Annotated in this window: 18 protein-coding genes; 10 read left to right on the top strand and 8 right to left on the bottom strand. The window is 71.0% G+C overall.

Features of this window, described 5'->3' with window-relative positions:
• Nucleotides 1-106 precede the first annotated feature (106 nt).
• The 7 genes from P8A18_RS30015 to P8A18_RS30045 all read left to right on the top strand — a co-directional run bounded on the left by P8A18_RS30015 (nt 107) and on the right by P8A18_RS30045 (nt 7,166).
• Complete coding sequence (locus P8A18_RS30015) at nt 107-1,735, top strand: sensor histidine kinase (RefSeq protein ID WP_306059618.1); 1,629 nt, start codon at nt 107-109, stop codon at nt 1,733-1,735.
• Nucleotides 1,732-2,139: a roadblock/LC7 domain-containing protein gene (locus P8A18_RS30020; RefSeq protein WP_306059619.1), complete on the top strand. Its 408-nt coding sequence runs from the start codon at nt 1,732-1,734 to the stop codon at nt 2,137-2,139. Before P8A18_RS30015 ends, P8A18_RS30020 begins: the two co-directional genes overlap by 4 nt.
• Complete coding sequence (locus P8A18_RS30025; protein WP_018552538.1) at nt 2,136-2,507, top strand: DUF742 domain-containing protein; 372 nt, start codon at nt 2,136-2,138, stop codon at nt 2,505-2,507. Before P8A18_RS30020 ends, P8A18_RS30025 begins: the two co-directional genes overlap by 4 nt.
• Entirely contained in the window at nt 2,488-3,102 is a 615-nt protein-coding gene (locus tag P8A18_RS30030) for a GTP-binding protein (protein ID WP_018552537.1), read from the top strand. The genes P8A18_RS30025 and P8A18_RS30030 overlap by 20 nt, the downstream gene beginning before the upstream one ends.
• A 90-nt stretch (nt 3,103-3,192) precedes the next feature.
• Nucleotides 3,193-4,746 carry a cytochrome P450 gene (locus P8A18_RS30035; protein ID WP_306059621.1) on the top strand — a complete coding sequence of 518 codons (1,554 nt, stop codon included), beginning with the start codon at nt 3,193-3,195 and terminating at the stop codon, nt 4,744-4,746.
• A 54-nt stretch (nt 4,747-4,800) separates the two neighbouring features.
• Nucleotides 4,801-6,171, top strand: a complete 1,371-nt coding sequence (locus tag P8A18_RS30040) for a 6-phospho-beta-glucosidase (RefSeq protein ID WP_306059623.1) — start codon at nt 4,801-4,803, stop codon at nt 6,169-6,171.
• 35 nt (nt 6,172-6,206) lie between these two features.
• A complete protein-coding gene (locus P8A18_RS30045; protein ID WP_306059625.1) occupies nt 6,207-7,166 on the top strand; it encodes an SDR family NAD(P)-dependent oxidoreductase in 960 nt (319 codons plus the stop codon).
• Nucleotides 7,167-7,222: 56 nt separating this feature from the next.
• On the opposite strand, the gene P8A18_RS30050 is transcribed toward P8A18_RS30045, so the two are convergent.
• Together P8A18_RS30050 and P8A18_RS30055 are read right to left on the bottom strand one after the other, a co-directional pair.
• Nucleotides 7,223-7,663: a hypothetical protein gene (locus tag P8A18_RS30050; protein WP_306059627.1), complete on the bottom strand. Its 441-nt coding sequence runs from the start codon at nt 7,661-7,663 to the stop codon at nt 7,223-7,225.
• Nucleotides 7,657-8,115, bottom strand: coding sequence for an ATP-binding protein (locus tag P8A18_RS30055; RefSeq protein WP_306059629.1), 459 nt, complete (start codon nt 8,113-8,115; stop codon nt 7,657-7,659). Before P8A18_RS30055 ends, P8A18_RS30050 begins: the two co-directional genes overlap by 7 nt.
• A 205-nt stretch (nt 8,116-8,320) precedes the next feature.
• On the opposite strand from P8A18_RS30055, the gene P8A18_RS30060 reads away from it, so the two are divergent.
• The 3 genes from P8A18_RS30060 to P8A18_RS30070 are packed head-to-tail and all read left to right on the top strand — an operon-like array spanning nt 8,321 to nt 9,916.
• The gene (locus tag P8A18_RS30060) at nt 8,321-9,181 is read left to right on the top strand and encodes a Sco1979 family transcriptional regulator (RefSeq protein ID WP_306059631.1); all 861 of its coding nucleotides are present in this window, start codon (nt 8,321-8,323) and stop codon (nt 9,179-9,181) included.
• Nucleotides 9,181-9,417, top strand: coding sequence for a DUF397 domain-containing protein (locus P8A18_RS30065; protein ID WP_018552530.1), 237 nt, complete (start codon nt 9,181-9,183; stop codon nt 9,415-9,417). Before P8A18_RS30060 ends, P8A18_RS30065 begins: the two co-directional genes overlap by 1 nt.
• Nucleotides 9,418-9,460: 43 nt before the next feature.
• The gene (locus P8A18_RS30070) at nt 9,461-9,916 is read left to right on the top strand and encodes a YchJ family protein (RefSeq protein WP_306059633.1); all 456 of its coding nucleotides are present in this window, start codon (nt 9,461-9,463) and stop codon (nt 9,914-9,916) included.
• Between the two features lie 18 nt (nt 9,917-9,934).
• On the opposite strand, the gene P8A18_RS30075 is transcribed toward P8A18_RS30070, so the two are convergent.
• The 6 genes from P8A18_RS30075 to P8A18_RS30100 form a co-directional block, all read right to left on the bottom strand.
• Complete coding sequence (locus P8A18_RS30075) at nt 9,935-12,007, bottom strand: MDR family MFS transporter (protein ID WP_306059635.1); 2,073 nt, start codon at nt 12,005-12,007, stop codon at nt 9,935-9,937.
• Between the two features lie 55 nt (nt 12,008-12,062).
• Complete coding sequence (locus P8A18_RS30080; protein ID WP_306059638.1) at nt 12,063-12,890, bottom strand: ATP-grasp domain-containing protein; 828 nt, start codon at nt 12,888-12,890, stop codon at nt 12,063-12,065.
• 90 nt (nt 12,891-12,980) lie between these two features.
• Nucleotides 12,981-14,195 carry an acyl-CoA dehydrogenase family protein gene (locus P8A18_RS30085; RefSeq protein WP_306059640.1) on the bottom strand — a complete coding sequence of 405 codons (1,215 nt, stop codon included), beginning with the start codon at nt 14,193-14,195 and terminating at the stop codon, nt 12,981-12,983.
• 4 nt (nt 14,196-14,199) lie between these two features.
• Nucleotides 14,200-14,673: an SCP2 sterol-binding domain-containing protein gene (locus tag P8A18_RS30090; protein ID WP_306059642.1), complete on the bottom strand. Its 474-nt coding sequence runs from the start codon at nt 14,671-14,673 to the stop codon at nt 14,200-14,202.
• A gap of 106 nt (nt 14,674-14,779) precedes the next feature.
• Nucleotides 14,780-15,043 carry a hypothetical protein gene (locus P8A18_RS30095; protein ID WP_018552524.1) on the bottom strand — a complete coding sequence of 88 codons (264 nt, stop codon included), beginning with the start codon at nt 15,041-15,043 and terminating at the stop codon, nt 14,780-14,782.
• A gap of 214 nt (nt 15,044-15,257) precedes the next feature.
• Nucleotides 15,258-16,472, bottom strand: coding sequence for a PucR family transcriptional regulator (locus P8A18_RS30100; protein ID WP_306059644.1), 1,215 nt, complete (start codon nt 16,470-16,472; stop codon nt 15,258-15,260).
• Nucleotides 16,473-17,235 lie beyond the last annotated feature (763 nt).

The following is a 17,235-nucleotide window of genomic DNA, read 5'->3' on the forward strand; positions in this document are numbered from 1 at the left end:
CTCACGCACAGTGAAGCCGAGTTGAGATGAATCGAGCGCTTGCTCCCGACTGCCCTGCAAGTGCCGAATCTCCGGAATAAAGCCGAATCAACCGCCAGAGGTTCAGATGGTCCGTGTTGAATCACCGCCGGCCGTACGGGAAGCCCCCGTCGCCCGCGCCCTGTTGCTGCCCGTCGTCGTGATGGCGGGCGCGACTGCCGCCGCCGCGGCGCTGGTTGCCGAGCCCGCGCGGATACCAGTCATCTGGTGCGGAGCGTTCGCCACCGTCGTGGTCGGCGCGCTCGCCGTGGAGATCGCCCGCCGGGGCAGGACGATCCGCCGCCGTCGCGCGGAGTACGAGCAGCGTGTCGCCGCGCTGGAACGACGCATCGCCGACCACGACACCGAGACCGTGCGGATCAGCAGGGAACTGCTGCCGGCCGCCATCCACCGTCTGCGGGTGGGCAATTCGCCCGACGAGGTGCTGCGCGACGTCGTGGACGCCGACCCGGTCCACCGCCATCTCCCCGACGCCCAGCGCGCCCTCGTCTACACCGTGCTGGACATCATCGACAACGAGGAGGCGACCCGCGACTCCGCCCAGCGCGCCTTCGTCAACGTCGCCCGCCGCGTCCAGGCGATCGTCCACCGCCAGGCCAGCGAACTGCGGGAGATGGAGGAGCACCACGGGCGCAACCCCGACGTCTTCGACGACCTGCTCCGCATCGACCACGGCACCGCGCTGATCGGCCGCCTCGCCGACTCCATCGCGGTACTCGGCGGAGCCCGCCCCAGCCGCCAGTGGCCCAAGCCCGTACCGCTGTTCAGCGTGTTGCGCGGCGCCATGTCGCGCATCCTGGAGTACCCGCGCGTCGATCTGCACTCGATCGCCAAGGTCGCCATCATCGGCACCGCGGTCGAACCGCTCATCCACGCCTGCGCCGAACTCCTCGACAACGCCACCCGCTACTCGCCGCCGCAGACCCGGGTGCACGTCACCGCGGTCGAGGTGCAGACGGGCATCGCCATCGAGATCGAGGACGGCGGCGTCAGCCTCAGCGAGGAGGCCCGCGCACGGGCCGAGAACATGCTCGCCAGGGCCCAGGCGGGCTCCAGCATGAACGACCTCGGCGAGTCCCCCCGCCTCGGGATGGCGGTCGTCGGCCGGCTCGCGCGGATGTACGACCTCCAGGTCTCGCTGCGGCAGTCCGCCTACGGCGGCGTACGGGCCGTGCTCATCGTGCCCCGCGCCATGATCACCACCGGTCCCGCGCCCGGCATCGCCCACGGCATCGGCGCCACCTCGCGGCCCACCAGCGACATCGACCTCGACGACATGAAGCACGTCGTCCCGGCCCGCAGCAACCGCCGCAAGCCGAGCCCCGTGGCCGCCCGGCCCGCCACCGGACCCGTGTCCTCCGCCCCGAGCGCCGTCATCCCGGCCGTCGCCATGGAGGACGAAGCGCCCGTCGTGACCGAGTGGACCGCGGGCGGGCTCCCGCAGCGCCGCAGCCGGGGCCGCGCACCGCTGGGCTCGCACAACCTCCCCGCCCAGTCGTCCGACCCCACCGCGGGCCGGACCAACGGCCACGGCCACAGCTACGGCAACGGCAACGGCAACGGCCAGGAGAACGGCAAGGAACCGCCGCCCGGGATCTGGCTGGAGGCGTTCACCAAGGCCGCCAACGGCGTGCCCCAGGACCCCAGGACGGGCGATGACTCTGACGACGCGTGGGACAAGGGAGACCTGAAGTGATCCAGCAGCGGGGCAACATGGACTGGATGCTCAAAGAGCTGGCCGACGATGTCCCGGACATCCACCAGATCGTCGTGCTCTCCGCCGACGGGCTGCGCATCGCCCGGCACGGCGGCGACCCCGACGTCGCGGACCGGCTCGCGGCGGCCTGCGCCGGACTGCAGAGCCTGGCGGCGGCCGTCGCCTCCGAGATCCCGTACAGCGACGGCCGGATGAGGCTCGTCGTCATCGAGGTCACCGGCGGCTTCTTCTACCTGATGGCCGCGGGCACCGGAGCCTATCTGGCGGTGCTCGCGGGCGAGACGGTGGACGCCGGACTCGTCGGGGCGCGGATGCGTGACCTGGTCGTACGGATCGGCGCCCACCTCACGAGTCCGCCCCGCCACGACGGGCAGGTCGTATGAACGTTCCCCGACGAGAACGCCGCAAGACCGAAGCCGGCCCGAGCGATCCGGAACGGCTCTACGTCATCACCGGCGATCCCGACGGCAGCGAGCGGGCAGCCCTCGACCTGGTCACCATGATTGTCTCGAAGGCCGAACCGTCACCCATGGTCCAGCCCGAGCAGGCAGTGATCCTCCGGCTCTGCCGGGCCCCGTTATCCGTCGCGGAACTCTCCGCCTACCTCAGCCTGCCGTTCAGCGTGGTGACCTCGCTCCTCACGGAACTCCTCGCGACCGGGCTGATCGAATCGCGTGCCCCGATCGTCCGCGCGACCCTCCCGGACAGGTCCCTCCTCGAAGCGGTGATGCATGGACTTCAGAAACTCTGACACGATCACGGGCCCCCGCAGCGAGGACGTCCTGCCCACCACGGCGACCGCCGCGGTGAAGGTCGTGATCGTCGGGGGGTTCGGAGCCGGCAAGACGACCATGGTGGGCTCGGTCAGCGAGATCCGGCCCCTGACCACCGAAGAGACGATGACGCAGGCCGGCGTCGGCGTGGACGACAACTCCGGGGTGGAGAGCAAGACCTCCACCACCGTCGCCATGGACTTCGGCCGGATCAGCATCAGCGAGGAGCTCATCCTCTACCTCTTCGGAACCCCCGGCCAGGAACGCTTCTGGTTCCTGTGGAACGGCCTGTTCGAAGGCGCGCTCGGCGCCGTCGTCCTCATCGACACCCGCCGGCTCGAAGTCAGCTTCGACGTCATCGGGCGCCTGGAGGAACGCGGCGTGCCGTTCGTCGTCGCCATCAACACCTTCCCCGACGCGCCGAAACACCCCGTCGAGGCGCTGCGCAGCGCCCTGGACCTGCCCGAAGAGGTCCCGATGATCGACTGCGACGCCCGGCTGCGCGTTTCGAGCCGCGATGTGCTGATGACGCTGATGCGCTACCTGCACAGCCTGGCCCTCCCGGTCGGCTGACCCGCGCACCACCCCACCCGCACCCGTTCGCGCGCCCCCACCGCGCACCCCATCCGTCCGGCCCGTTGCGGCCTGACCCCTGGAGCGATCGTGACAACCCCCTTTCCCTACGACCACGGCCGGGACACCGGGCCGGTCCCGCCCCCCGGATGCCCGGCCCACGGCCTGGGCGTCGGCCCCGGAGGCCTGCGCCGGCTCTACGGCCCCGAGGCGGAACAGGACCCGCGGGGCCTGTACGAGAAGCTGCGCGCCGAGCACGGCACGGTGGCCCCGGTGCTGCTGCAGGGCGACGTGCCCGCCTGGCTGGTGCTCGGGCACAGCGAGAACCTGCACATGACCCGTACGCCCTCGCAGTTCTCCCGCGACTCGCGCCACTGGTGGGCCCTGCAGGACGGCACCATCGCGCCGGACCACCCGCTGGCCCCGCAGGTCGCCTGGCAGCCGATTTGCGCCTTCGCCGACGGCGCCACCCACGAACGGCAGCGCGGCGCCCTCACCGACTCCATGGCCCGCATCGACACGCGCGGGGTCCGGCGCCACGTCAACCGGTACAGCAACCGGCTCGTCAACGGCTTCTGCCGCGAGGGCCGCACCGACCTGGTCCCCGAGTTCGCCGAACGGCTGCCGATGATGGTCATGTGCGCCATCCTCGGCATGCCGGAGGAGTACAACGACCGGATGGTGCAGGCCGCCCGCGACATGATCCGGGGCACCGGGACGGCCGTCCAGAGCAACGCCTACATGGTGGAGGCGCTGACCCGTCTCGTGGAGCGCCGCCGCCGGGAACCCGCGGACGACTTCGCCACCTGGCTGGTCGAGCACCCCGCCGCCATGAACGACAAGGAGGTCGCCGAGCACCTGCGGCTCATGCTCATCGTCTCCTACGAGACGACCACCAACCTGATCTCCAACGTGCTGCGCATGGTCCTCACCGACCCGCGCTTCCGGGCCAGGCTCAGCGGCGGCCACATGACCGTGCCCGAGGCGGTCGAGCAGACCCTGTGGGACGAGCCGCCGTTCGCCGCGATCCTCGGCCGCTGGGCGGTCGGCGACACGGAGCTGGGCGGACAGCACATCAAGACCGGCGACGCTCTGATCGTCGGTATCGCGGCGGCCAACACCGACCCGGTGGTGCGTCCCGACCTCAACGCCGACATGGAGGGCAACCGCGCGCACCTCGCGTTCAGCGGCGGGCCCCACGAGTGCCCGGGGCAGGACATCGGGCGTGCCATCGCGGACGTCGGCGTCGACGCCCTGATGATGCGCCTGCCCGACCTCGAACTCGCGGTCGAGGACGCCGAACTGCGGTGGGTCGGCAACCTGGTCAGCCGCCACCTGGCCGAACTCCCCGCCGAGTTCGCCCCGCGATCCCCGCAGGACGACCGCGAGCCGCCGTCGATGGGCAAGCCCAACCCGGCCACCCGCCAGGACTGGGAGGTGCGGTCCGCCGTCCGGCACACCGCGCCGACCCCGGTCCGCGCCACCGTCCCCGGGGACCCGGACCAGGCACCGTCGGCCTCCGCCCCCTCCGGGGCGACCACGACGGCCGACGGATCGGCGGCCGGACGCGTCCCGGGCCAGCGCAAGCCCGGCGCGTCCACCCGGCTGTGGCGCGTCGTGACCCGCTGGTGGAACGGCGACTGACACGGCGGCGACGGGGCGCCCGGCGCAAGGGCGCCCCCCGTACCATGCGGAAGCGTGAAGCTGACAATTCTGGGCGGCGGCGGATTCCGGGTTCCACTGGTGTACGGGGCGCTGCTCGCCGACCACGCCGAGGGCCGCGTATCGGCCGTCACCCTCTACGACACGGACGCCGACCGGCTCACCGCCGTCGCCCGGGTCCTCGCCGAACAGGCCGAAGGCATCCCGGACGCGCCCGCCGTGCTCGCCACGACCGACCTGGACGAGGCCCTGCGCGGCGCCGACTTCGTCTTCTCGGCGATCCGGGTCGGCGGCCTCGCGGGCCGGGCGGCCGACGAACGGGTCGCGCTGGACGAGGGCGTCCTCGGCCAGGAGACGGTCGGCGCCGGCGGCATCGCGTACGGCCTGCGCACCGTGCCGGTCGCCGTCGGCCTCGCCCGGCGCATCGCCCGGCTCGCCCCGCACGCCTGGGTCATCAACTTCACCAACCCGGCGGGACTGGTCACCGAGGCCATGTCCCACCACCTCGGTGACCGCGTCATCGGCATCTGCGACTCACCGGTCGGCCTCGGCCGCCGCATCGCCCGGGTGCTGGGCGCCGACCCGGACCTGGCCCGCATCGACTACGTCGGCCTCAACCACCTCGGCTGGGTGCGCGGGCTGTACGTCGGGGGCCGCGACGAACTCCCGCGCCTGCTCGCCGACCCCGGGCTGCTCGGCTCCTTCGAGGAAGGCCGCCTCTTCGGCGCCGACTGGCTGCGCTCGCTGGGCTCGGTCCCCAACGAATACCTGCACTACTACTACTTCAACCGCGAGGCGGTCCGCGCCTACCAGGAGGCCGCGCAGACCCGGGGCGCCTTCCTGCGTGAGCAGCAGGAGGGCTTCTACGGCCGGATGAAGGACCCGGCGACCCCCGCCCTGGCCACCTGGGACCGCACCCGCGCCGAGCGCGAAGCGACCTACATGTCCGAGAACCGGGAGGTGGCCGGCGCGGGTGAGCGCGAGGAGAGCGACCTGGACTCCGGCGGCTACGAACAGGTCGCGGTCGCCCTCATGCGGGCCGTCGCACGCAACGAGCAGACCTCGCTCATTCTCAACGTCCGCAACGGGTCCACGCTTGCGGTGCTCGACGCGGACGCCGTCATCGAGGTGCCGTGCCTGGTCGACGCCAACGGCGCCCATCCGGTCTCCGTCGACCCGCTGCCGTACCACGCGACCGGCCTGGTCACCTCGGTGAAGGCCGTCGAGCGCGCGGTCCTGGCCGCGGCGGCGAGCGGATCGCGCGAGGACGCCGTACGGGCCTTCGCCCTGCACCCCCTGGTCGACTCGGTCTCCGTGGCCCGCCGGCTGGTCGACGGCTACGCGCACGCCCACCCGGGGCTGGCCCATCTGCGCCGGGGGACGCCGGCCGCCCCTTCCCGCGCTTGACTTGGAGCGCGCTCCAGCACTTAACGTCCCCCTGCATGACCACACCGCAGCACAGCATCGGATCGGGTTTCGGCGCCCGCAGCACCACGGACGAGGTCCTGAGCGGGATCGGCCTGGCCGGCCGCACCGCGATCGTCACGGGCGGCTACTCGGGGCTCGGGCTGGAGACGACCCGGGCACTGGCCGCCGCGGGGGCCCGCGTCATCGTTCCCGCCCGGCGCCCGGAGGCCGCCCGGGACGCGGTCAAGGGGCTGGCGGGCGTCGAGACCGACGACCTCGACCTCTCCGACCTGGAGAGCGTCCGCGACTTCGCCGACCGGTTCCTGGCCTCCGGCCGGACCGTCGACCTGGTGATCAACAGCGCCGGCGTCATGGCCTGCCCCGAGACCCGGGTCGGCCCGGGGTGGGAGGCACAGTTCGCCACCAACCACCTCGGCCACTACGCCCTGGTCAACCGCCTGTGGCCGGCGCTCGCCCCCGGCGGGGCGCGGGTGGTCGCCGTGTCCTCCGGCGCCCACGGCATGGGCATGCGCTGGGACGACCCGCACTTCGAGCACGGCTACGACCGGTGGCAGGCGTACGGCCAGGCCAAGGCGGCGAACGTGCTGTTCGCCGTGCACCTCGACGCCCTCGGCCGCGACGCCGGAGTCAGGGCGTTCGCGGTGCACCCGGGCAGCATCCTCACCCCACTGCAACGCCACCTCCCCAGGGCGGAGATGGTCGAGGCCGGCTGGATCGACGAGGAGGGCAACCCGAGCGACCCCGCCTTCAAGACCCCGGAACAGGGCGCGGCGACACAGGTCTGGGCGGCGACCTCGCCCCTGCTGGCAGGCATGGGCGGCGTGTACTGCGAGGACTGCGACATCGCCGAGCCGGCCGAAGACGGCCGCGAAGGGGGAGTGCACACAGCCGCGACCGACCCCGGCCAGGCCGCGCGGCTGTGGGCGCTGTCGGCCGGCCTCACGGGCGTCGACGCCTTCGCGGCAACGGTCTGAGACCGCCGGGGGCCGTGCGGCCTCCTGGGGCGGCCGGAGGCAGGACAGCGATCGGGTCAGGGGGCGGAGACCGCCCGTGGCCCGATCGGCTGCGTCCATGACGGTGTCACCCCGGTCACCTGGCAGACCATCAGGAACAGCGGGATCGGCGGGGTGTACGGCGTACGGCTGTCGGGCTGGTGGATCAGCCGGGGCCGTACGGCGGGCACGCAGGTTCCGCGCGCGTACGCCGCCTGCTCGGGCCAGTCCAGGTCGAGATCGGAGCCGGCCGGCACGATCCACCACCAGCGCTCGGCGTCCGCGAAGACGCAGCCGGTGCGCGGCAGATGGGACATCAGCCGGAAGCCGTAGCGGGCCGGCACCCCGACCGCGTCGCAGCCCAGGCTCGCCGACAGGGTCGCGGGCAGCGGCAGCTGGACCCGGCCGGTGCCGGGGGAGAGGCCGGGCTCGCGGGAGCGGCGGTGTCCGAGGATGTGGTGCATGGCGTTCTTCAGCATGAGTGCTCCGTGCCGTGCGGCAGTTCTGCCCAGACGATGCGGCCCGAGCCGTCCCCGGCGTCGTGCGCGCCCCAGGCGCTCGACAGCGAGTCCACGAGCAGCAGGCCGCGTCCGTGCTCGTCGTCGGCGCCCCGGCCCAGTCTCGGCCCGCAGGGCTGGTGTCCCTGGTCCTGTACGGATATGCGCAGACCGGCCGGGAGGTACCGCAGCTCGCACACGACCCGTGCGCTGGCGGTGTGCACCACCGCGTTGGTGACCAGTTCCGAGACGATCAGGACCGCTGCCTCCCGTGTGTCCTCGCCCGTACACCACTCGCCGAGCCGGGCCTTCGTCAGGCGCCGGGCGCCGGCGACCGATTCGGGGCGCGCGGGCAGCGCGAAGCAGTACCGGAGCGCTTCGGTCCCCGGGCTGAGATCCATGAGCCTGGGGATGAGCGCACTGCCAGGTGCCACGACCGAATCCTCACAGTGGGGGCTGCGTCACGCTTCGCGATCTTCGAGGAAGGTCACGGGTATGACTGGTCAACTGATTCGCGTACCAACTCTCCCCCTGTCGCGAACACTTGGCAAGAGGCACTCTGAAAATTCCAGAGTGGCTGTGTTCTTGACGGGACGCGCATGGCACACTGCACGGATACAGCGCATGGGGAGGTCTGAAGTGAGCGAACCGCGGTCCGCCCCGACCGTGGGCCAGGTCGTTCTCGGCAAGCGCCTGCAGGACCTGCGGGAACGTGTCGGGATGAGCCGGGACCAAGCCGCCAAGGTGCTGCGCGTCGCTCCGGCGACGATACGCAGGATGGAGACCGCCGAGGTCGCGCTCAAGATTCCCTATGTGCAGGTCCTGCTGAAGGCCTACGGGATCTCGGACGAGGAGGCGGACGCCTTCGTCGAACTGGCGGAGGAGGCCAACAGGCCGGGCTGGTGGCAGCGCTTCCACGACGTGCTGCCCGACTGGTTCAGCATGTACGTCAGCCTGGAGGGCGCCGCGAGCCTGCTGCGCATGTACGAGCCGCATTTCGTGCCAGGACTGCTCCAGACCGAGGACTACGCGCGCACGGTGATGCGCACCGGCGCGGTCGGCCAGACCAGGCCCGAGGACATCGAGCGCCATGTGGCGCTGCGGATGGAGCGGCAGTCCCTGCTGACCCGGCCGGACGCCCCGCGGCTGTGGGTGGTGATGGACGAGACCGTCCTGCGCCGCCCCGTGGGCAGTGTCGAGATCATGCGCGCCCAGGCGGACAAGCTGCTGGAAGCCACGGCGATGCCCAACGTGACCCTCCAGATCGCGGAGTTCTCCACCGGGCACCACCCGGGGACGTACGGGCCCTTCGTGCTCTTCCGGTTCGCCGTCCCCGAGCTGCCCGACATGGTCTACAGCGAGTACCTGACCGGGGCCGTCTACTTCGACGCGCGACCGGAGGTGGCTTCCTACCTCGAAGTCATGGACCGCATGGCGGCCCAGGCCGCGACTGCACAACGCACGAAGGAAATCCTCCGGGACTTCCGCAAGGAGCTGTGATGACACCCATATACAACGGCATGCCTGCCGCTGACCTCGGCTCCGAAGGCTGGTACAAGCCGTGGAGCGGCGGTAACGGGGGCAACTGCGTCGAGGCCATGAAGCTGGCCGACGGGAGAATCGCCATGCGCCAGTCCGCGGACCCCGACGGCCCTGCCCTGATCTACACCCCCCACGAGATCGCCGCCTTCATCCAGGGCGCCAAGGCCGGCCAGGCGGACTTCCTGCTGACCTGACCCGCACGGCGGGCCCGTTCCTCCCGCACGTCACAATGGACCCATGTCCCGACGCACCTCCCGCTCCCGGCGCCCGGCCGCCGCGGGCCCCCGTTCCACCCCCGCCCCCCAGGTCACCCCGGCTTCGCCGTGCCCCTGCGGGCTGCCCGCGGGCTACGCCGAGTGCTGCGGCCGGCTGCACGCGGGGGCCGCGGCGCCGACATGCGAGGCGCTGATGCGCTCGCGGTACGCCGCCTTCGTCGTCCGGGACGCCGGGTATCTGCTGCGGACCTGGCACCCGGACCACCGGCCGGACGTCCTCGACCTCGATCCCGGGCAGCGCTGGCAGGGGCTGGAGGTCCTGGGGACGACGGAGGGCAGTGCCTTCCACACCACCGGCACCGTCACCTTCCGGGCCCACTACGAGGTGGGCGGCCACCCCGGCTCACTGCACGAGAAGAGCCGCTTCGTGCGGTACGGGGGAGCCTGGGTCTACGAGGCCGCCGTCTTCGCCGACTGACGGACGCGGGGGCGGGGCTCAGACGGGCGCGCCCGCCGGGGCGACGGGCGACAGCTCCTGTGCCAGGTCCTCCGCCAGCAGCCGCTTGGCGATCACATCGACCGCGGCGCGCAGCCGGGCGTCGTCCGGGCGCTCACCGTCCTCGCCCAGCTGTCCGTTCAGCCAGCGGGCCCAGGCGTCCGTGATGGTCCTGGCCTCGCGGCTGCCGGCCGCGGTGTGCGTGAAGAGATGGCCGTCCCCGGTGAGGAAGCCCTCCTCGATCATCCGGTCGAAGACCGGCACCAGGACCTCCGGCGGAATCCGGTGCCGCGCCGCGATCAGCCGGAGTCCCGCGTGCCCGACCATCCGCGTGAACAGCTCGACCTGCATCACCGCCCAGGCCCCTGCCATGTCGAGCCGGGTGTCCGACTCGGCCACGATCCGCCGCGCCGTCTCCGGGTCCACCCGCCGCAGGACCTTCGCCACCGAGAACTCCAGGAGCCGGGCGGAGTCCTGGGCGTTCGGCGAGGCGAAGCCCTCACCCATGTCGGTCGAGCCGGCCCGTACCGTGTCCCGCAGCTTCACCTGCTTCAGGAACAGCGCCACGACGAATCCGAGCAGTGCGACGGGCACCGTCCACAGGAACACCGTGTGCAGGGTGTCGGCGTACGCCTGGGCCAGCGGCGCCGACTGGGTGCCGGGCAGTGAGTGCAGCCCTTCGGGACTCTGGGAGGCCTTCGCCAGGACGGCGGGGTCGCCGCCGGCCCGCGCGGCCGCGGCGATCCCGTCCTTCAGGTGGGGGCCGAGCGCGTTGGCGTAGATCGTCCCGAAGACGGCGGTGCCGAAGGAGCTGCCGAGCGTACGGAAGAAGGTCACGCCCGAGGTGGCGGTGCCCAGGTCCGCGTAGTCGACCGTGTTCTGCACCGCGATCGTCAGGACCTGCATGGAGAGCCCGATGCCGATGCCGAGCACCACCATGTACAGCGACTCCAGCCAGACCCCGCTGTCCGGCCCCATCCGGGAGAGCAGGAACAGCCCCGCGGCCATGACCAGGGAGCCGATGACCGGGAAGATCCGGTAGCGGCCGGTCTTGCTGACCACGTTGCCGCTGAAGATGGAGGCGGCGAGCAGACCGACGACCATCGGCAGGGTCCGGACGCCCGACAGGGTCGCCGAATCGCCGTCCACGTACTGCAGATACGTCGGCAGGAAGATCATCGCGCCGAGCATCGCGAACCCGACGATGAAGCTGAGGATCGAGCAGACCGTGAAGACCGGGTTGCCGAACAGCCGCATCGGCAGCATCGGTTCCTTCGCCCGGAACTCGACGAGGCAGAAGACGGCGAGCGCGGCCAGGCCGAGGACGAACAGGCCGATGATGACCGAGGACCCCCAGGCGTACTGGTTGCCGCCCCAGCTCGTGGCCAGGATCAGGGCGCTGGCCCCGATCGTGACCATCGCGATGCCCAGGTAGTCGATGACCGGCCGCCCGGCAGCCTTGACGGACGGGATCGTGCGGGCCGCCGCGATGACCACCACGATCGCGATCGGCACATTGACGTAGAAGGCCCAGCGCCAGGTCAGATGGTCGGTGAAGAGCCCGCCGAGCAGCGGCCCGATCACGGTCGACACACCGAAGACGGCGCCGATCGCGCCCTGGTACTTGCCCCGGTCGCGCAGCGGGATCACATCGGCGATCAGCGCCATCGAGGTGACCATCAGACCGCCGGCGCCGATGCCCTGGAGGCCGCGCCACACGATCAGCAGTGTCATGTTCGTCGCGAGACCGCAGAGGAACGAGCCGGTGATGAAGATGATCGCGGACAGCTGGAAGACGATCTTCCGCCCGAACAGGTCGCCGAACTTGCCGACCAGTACGGTCGCCACGGTCTCCGCGAGGAGGTAGGCAGTGACCACCCACGACATATGGGCGGCGCCCCCGAGGTCCGAGACGATCGTGGGCAGCGCGGTGCCCACGATCGTCTGGTCCAGGGCCGCCAGCAGGATGCCCAGCACGATCGTGGCGAAGACGATGTTGCGGCGGCGGGGATCAAGGACGGGCGGAGCTGCGGCACTCCGCGCGACGGGGGCGGTCTCGCTGGCAGTGGTCACCTTTGCACCCTCACATCGCGCTGTGTCACCCGCATGCGGGGAACGCCCGGACGTGTCAGCCCAGCAGGTCCCGCAGCGACGCCGTCATCCGGGCGGCGAAAGCCTCGCGTACGGGGGCGGCTACCCGGTCCAGCGAGAGATACGGGTTGAGGTCCTCCAGTTCGACCAGCAGCAGCTCGCCGTCCGCGGTCCGGCAGGCGTCCACGCGCTGGATGCCGTGGTCGAGCGTGTTCCACTCCACGAAGGACCGGGCGAACGCCAGATCCCGCGCGCTCGCCGGGTACGGCTCCAGCACCCACCGCCGCTCCGGGTGCGGGGCGTGCAGCGCGTACTGGAAGTCGTGGTCCACGAAGTAGAAGGACACCTCGTAGCGGAAGTCGATCCGGGGCTGGATCAGCTGGGTGCCGTCCGCCCCGGGCCCCGGCTGCGGAGTCGTCACGAAGCGCAGCCCGACCGAGTCCGCGCCCAGCTTCGGCTTGATGACATAGCTTTCGGCCCGGGGCAGCAGCCCCACGTCGGCCGCGCGGTCCACGGTCGGTATCACCGGGTATCCGGCACGGCTGAGGTCGACGAGGTACTGCTTGCCCGCCATGTCCCCGCGGCCGGTCAGCGGGTTGTAGACCCGGGTGCCCAGCTCCCCGGCCCGCGCGCGGAACGCGTCGTACGCCTCCTGGTAGTGCAGCACCGGGCCGCTGTTGCGTACGACGACGGCGTCGAACCCGTCGAGCAGGGCCGCGGCGTCGCGCGGGTGGCACAGCGCGATGTCGAAGTCCTCGCGCAGCCGTGACGTCAGGTGGATGTCCTCGTCGCAGTAGCGCCGGCCGCGCGCCTCGTAGGCGAGGTCGGTGACGAAGAGGACGGACGGGCGCGGGACGGCGGGCATGGTGTTTCCCCCGGGTGCGACGGTGGCGGGCGGACCCGCCCATCCTCGCTGGCCCGGTTCCGCGCCGGCCCGCCGCCCCCGCCCCGAGGCTCAGCGGATGTGGCGGCCCGAGATCGCGCGGGCGATGACCAGGCGCTGGATCTCGCTGGTCCCCTCGAAGATCGTGTAGATCTTGGCGTCGCGGTACATCCGCTCGACCGGATGCTCCCGGCTGTACCCGGCGCCGCCGAGGATCTGGACGGCCTTCTCCGTCGCGGCCACCGCGAGTTCCCCGGCGCGCAGCTTGGACATGGAGCCCTGGCCGGCGTCGAAGGTGCGGTCGTTGCGGGCCATCCACGCGGCCTGCCAGATCAGCAGCCGCACGGCCTCGATCTCGGTACGCAGGTCGGCCAGGGCGAACGCGATCGACTGGTTCTCGATGATCGTCCGGCCGAACGCCTCGCGCTGTCCGGCGTACTCCAGCGCGTATTCGTACGCGGCGCGGGCGATGCCCAGCGCCTGGGCGCCGACGGTGGGGCGGCTGACCTCGAAGGTGGCCATCGCGGCCTGCCCCTTGGCGTTGCCGCCCTCGCGGGCGCGGGCGAGGCGGCCGTCCAGCTTCTCCTTTCCGCCGAGCAGGCAGTGCCCCGGCACCCGCACGTCGTCGAGGAAGACGTCCGCCGTGTGCGAGGCGCGCAGTCCGAGCTTCTTGATGGTGCGGCTCGCCTCCAGACCCTTGGTGGCGGGCGGCACGATGAACGCGGCCTGGCCGCGCGCGCCGAGCGAGGGGTCGACCGAGGCGACGACCACATGGATCTCGGCGATCCCGCCGTTGGTGATCCACGCCTTCTGGCCGGAGAGCACCCACTCGTCCCTGGCCTCGTCGTAACGGGCCTTCGTGGTCATCGCGGAGACGTCGGAGCCGGCCTGCGGCTCGGAGACGCAGAACGCCGCGACCTTCGGGTCGTCCTCGTCGCCGTAGCACTGGGGCACCCACTCGGCGAGCTGGTCCGGAGTGCCGGAGGCGAAGATCCCGGCGACGGCGAGCGAGGTGCCGAACAGCGCCATGCCGATGCCGGCGTCGCCCCAGAACAGCTCCTCGTTGGCTATCTGGAGGGAGAGCCCCGACGGGTCGCCGTACATGTCGGCGAGCGACTCGAATCCGTAGAGGCCGATCCGGGCGGCCTCCTGGATGACGGGCCAGGGCGTCTCCTCGCGGGCGTCCCACTCGGCGGCCGCCGGGCGTACGACCTGGGCGGCGAAGCCGTGCACCCAGTTGCGCAGGTCCTGCTGTTCCTCGGTGAGCGCGAGGGAGAAGTAGCTCATCGGCTCAGGCCTTCGGGATGTTGAAGTAGCGGGTCAGGCCCGAGGCCAGGCCGACGTCACCGGCCACTTTCAGCTTGCGCATCATGAACAGCGTCACGGGGTTGGCGTTGCCGGAGACCAGCCTGAGGAACTCCGCGTCCGCCATGATCAGCGTCGTACGCGGTTCGGCGTCGGAGCGGCCCGCGCTGATGGTGCAGGCGCCTTCCGCGATCGAGGTCTCGTAGACCACGTCCGTGTCACCCGTGATCTTCCAGCGGATCAGCGCGGTGAGCCGGCCGGCCGCCTCCGGGCGGAACTGCTGCTTCATCCGGCCGAAGACCTCGCCGAGCACCCGGGTGCGCAGTTCGCCGTGCATGGCCTCGCCGAGCTGCTTGGCGGACAGGCCCTTCACGATCCGCGCGAACTCCGGCGGGGAGACCGCCGCGAAGTCGAGGGCTGACAGTTCGTCGATGACACTGCCGGTGCTGTTGTCGGCCACGCCAGCTCCTTACTCTGGAGTAAACTTACTTTTGAGTAAGGTAAGGGCCGGACGGTCCCTTCGCAAGGCCCGGCGGGGCGTCGTGCGAGGTGCGGGGGTTACGGAGTCACCAGGGGCTGCCGGGGCCCACCACCAGGCGGGGGTGGTGCGCGGCGAGCACCTTGTTGGCGCGGGCCAGCTCGGAGAGGGCCTGCTCGCGGTCGGCCTGATCCTCGATGCCGAGCCGGGGACCCCGGAACCTGCGGACCTCGCGCGCGGCGCAGGCGGCGTCGAACTCCGCCCGGAGGATGTGCGCCGGAATGCAGGAGCCGATGAGTGCCGCGATGCGGTCCGGGATCGGGACCGGGACGAGCAAGTGCGAGGCGGTCATGGGGGGTTCCCTCTCGATGGTGGCCAGGAGGTCGGGTGCCGGGCCGCCTGGTGGGCGGCCGGCTCCTCTCCATATAACGGGACGCAGTTCCGCGTTTCTTGTTGAGAACGTCTCCGTGTGGCAACCGTTTGGGAATGACCGGCTATTTCCCCTTACCGGCAGGTAGGTTGACTTCGCGTGAGGTGCTCGTCCGATCGAGGCCGCGTCGCGCTGTTCAGATGGGTGTCTCGTTGCTGCGGGCACGCAGCTGCATGGCGCGGAGCACGGTCTCGGTCGAGAACCGGGCCTCCGGATCGACGAGTTGATCGCCGAAGATCGATTCCAGATTGCGCATCCGGTAACGGACGGTCTGGGGGTGTACGTCGAGCAGCTCACCCATCTGGGCGGCGGTGCCGCGGGTGTCGAGCCAGATTCGCAGTGTTTCGATGAGCCGTTCGCGCCGGTTGGCGCTGATGTTGGCCATCGGGGCGAGTTCGCGGCGCGCGAGCTGGTCGAGGAGGACCGGGTCGGAGAGCAGCCACAGAGTGATGAGATGGTCCTCGCAGAGGATGGCCGGCGCGTCGTCTATGACACCGGCGTCCACGAGTTCGAGCACCCGCCGGGCCCAGCGGATCGAGTCCGATGCCAGGGACGCGGGGACGGTCAGGCCGATGGCCGTATGAACACCCGGGAGCGCGTGTTCGAGCATGCGTCTTCGCATGTCGTCGAACGGTCCCGGGATCAGTAAGTGCGGCTGCGGGTCGCTGAAGTCCACCAGTATGTCCCGGTCGATCCCGAGCCGGTCGAGATCGGGGGCGGGGCGCACCGCGACGAGGGTCACCTCGTCCGGCAGGGTCCAGCCGGTCTGCTCGCTCAGCTCGGCGATGGCGACGCGGGGCACCGGCCGGCCGGCGAGGATCAGATGCAGCAGTCTGCGCCGCAGCGTGTCCGTGTGGTCGTCGGATGCCGACCTGACCTCCAAGTACCCCTCGCGCGAGAGGGATTCGAGCTCGTCGACATACGAGAAGAGGGCGTCGGCGAAGGTCAGCATCATGGTGGGGGAGAGGTTGTAGCGCCTGCCGATCTTCTTCGCCCGGCGCAGCGCGACCCGGGCGCCCAGCCGGTAGGCCCCCTGCAACTGGTCCAGGCCGCGCCCCTCGTACGCCTCGAACCTGCCGAACCTGCGGCACATCTCGTCGCGCAGCGAGGAGGGCGAGGCCGGTTCGGCGACCTGGTCCACGAAGACGGAGATGCTCTGTTCCACGCCGACCCGGATGCCCTGGCCGTAGGGACCGTCCAGGAGCCGCGCGTACTCGGGGTAGGCGCGTGTGACCTCAAGGCCGATCTCCTTGATGAGGCTCGGGAGTTCGGGCCGCACGATCGCGGCGAACTCCTGCGGCAGCGGTCCCAGTGGCTCTCCCAGCTCCGAGGGCTGTGCAACTCCCGGCATACCTTTTGACCCCTTGCTCTCCGGCGCCCGATGGGGGGTGGACAGACGGGAGAGCGCTCCCATCGGTCCTCAGGTGCGTACCGACATCGGCTGCCGAACATAGTCCAAGGCTGTGGCCCTGAACACAGGCAGGACAAGACGAAATGTAGGGGCCATGTACCGGCCGGGCCGGGCCCGCCGCCGTGAAGCCGCCGCGCGGTCCGGGCCGCGGAAGCGGAGACGGGACGCGGTGGTGCGTGTTTACCTCGTTTCTTTGATACGGCTTTCGCCCCCGTTCCGTCAACGCGCGAGCGAAACGAGACGTGTTCTCCAATCGCGAGGAATTCGGAGCGGTGGATTCGGCGCGGGATGCGGAGGCAGGCCGTGGCCGGCCGGTCCGGGGCGGGGGCCGCGTGCGTGGCCGTATCGTGTCGGTCGGTGTCGCAGGGCTGTGACGTGCGACGTTGCCCGGTATGGGGCCCCTGCCCTCAATCGGTGAGCAAGTTCGGGAAGCCGTACGGCGGCGAAAGTGCTCACTTCTCGATAAAAAACTGGGGCGCCGTACTCGCACCGCAGCAAATTCTCCACAGAGAAGGTGGATTACGGAGATTCTTTGTTCCAACGTGTTGCGGAGCAACATTACTCACCCGTAGCGTCATCGCCGAACGCAAGAGGTCGAGCAGTCGGTCAGGCCGGACTGCCGCATTCCTGTCCTGTGACCCCCCGCTCCGGGAGTACCGCTGACCCGGCCGGAAGCGGCCCCCGGTGTCGGTCACACACCCTC

It is taken from the genome of Streptomyces sp. Mut1 (genome assembly GCF_030719295.1).
Classification (GTDB): domain Bacteria; phylum Actinomycetota; class Actinomycetes; order Streptomycetales; family Streptomycetaceae; genus Streptomyces; species Streptomyces castrisilvae.

Bases quoted from the DNA above. Each gene is read 5' to 3' on its own strand.
- P8A18_RS30070 (WP_306059633.1), top strand. From the start codon at position 9,461: ATGTCCCGACGCACCTCCCGCTCCCGGCGCCCGGCCGCCGCGGGCCCC.
- P8A18_RS30045 (WP_306059625.1), top strand. From the start codon at position 6,207: ATGACCACACCGCAGCACAGCATCGGATCGGGTTTCGGCGCCCGCAGC.
- P8A18_RS30025 (WP_018552538.1), top strand. From the start codon at position 2,136: ATGAACGTTCCCCGACGAGAACGCCGCAAGACCGAAGCCGGCCCGAGC.
- P8A18_RS30080 (WP_306059638.1), bottom strand. From the start codon at position 12,890: ATGCCCGCCGTCCCGCGCCCGTCCGTCCTCTTCGTCACCGACCTCGCC.
- P8A18_RS30085 (WP_306059640.1), bottom strand. From the start codon at position 14,195: ATGAGCTACTTCTCCCTCGCGCTCACCGAGGAACAGCAGGACCTGCGC.
- P8A18_RS30050 (WP_306059627.1), bottom strand. From the start codon at position 7,663: ATGCTGAAGAACGCCATGCACCACATCCTCGGACACCGCCGCTCCCGC.
- P8A18_RS30095 (WP_018552524.1), bottom strand. From the start codon at position 15,043: ATGACCGCCTCGCACTTGCTCGTCCCGGTCCCGATCCCGGACCGCATC.
- P8A18_RS30030 (WP_018552537.1), top strand. From the start codon at position 2,488: ATGGACTTCAGAAACTCTGACACGATCACGGGCCCCCGCAGCGAGGAC.
- P8A18_RS30100 (WP_306059644.1), bottom strand. From the start codon at position 16,472: ATGCCGGGAGTTGCACAGCCCTCGGAGCTGGGAGAGCCACTGGGACCG.
- P8A18_RS30065 (WP_018552530.1), top strand. From the start codon at position 9,181: ATGACACCCATATACAACGGCATGCCTGCCGCTGACCTCGGCTCCGAA.
- P8A18_RS30015 (WP_306059618.1), top strand. From the start codon at position 107: ATGGTCCGTGTTGAATCACCGCCGGCCGTACGGGAAGCCCCCGTCGCC.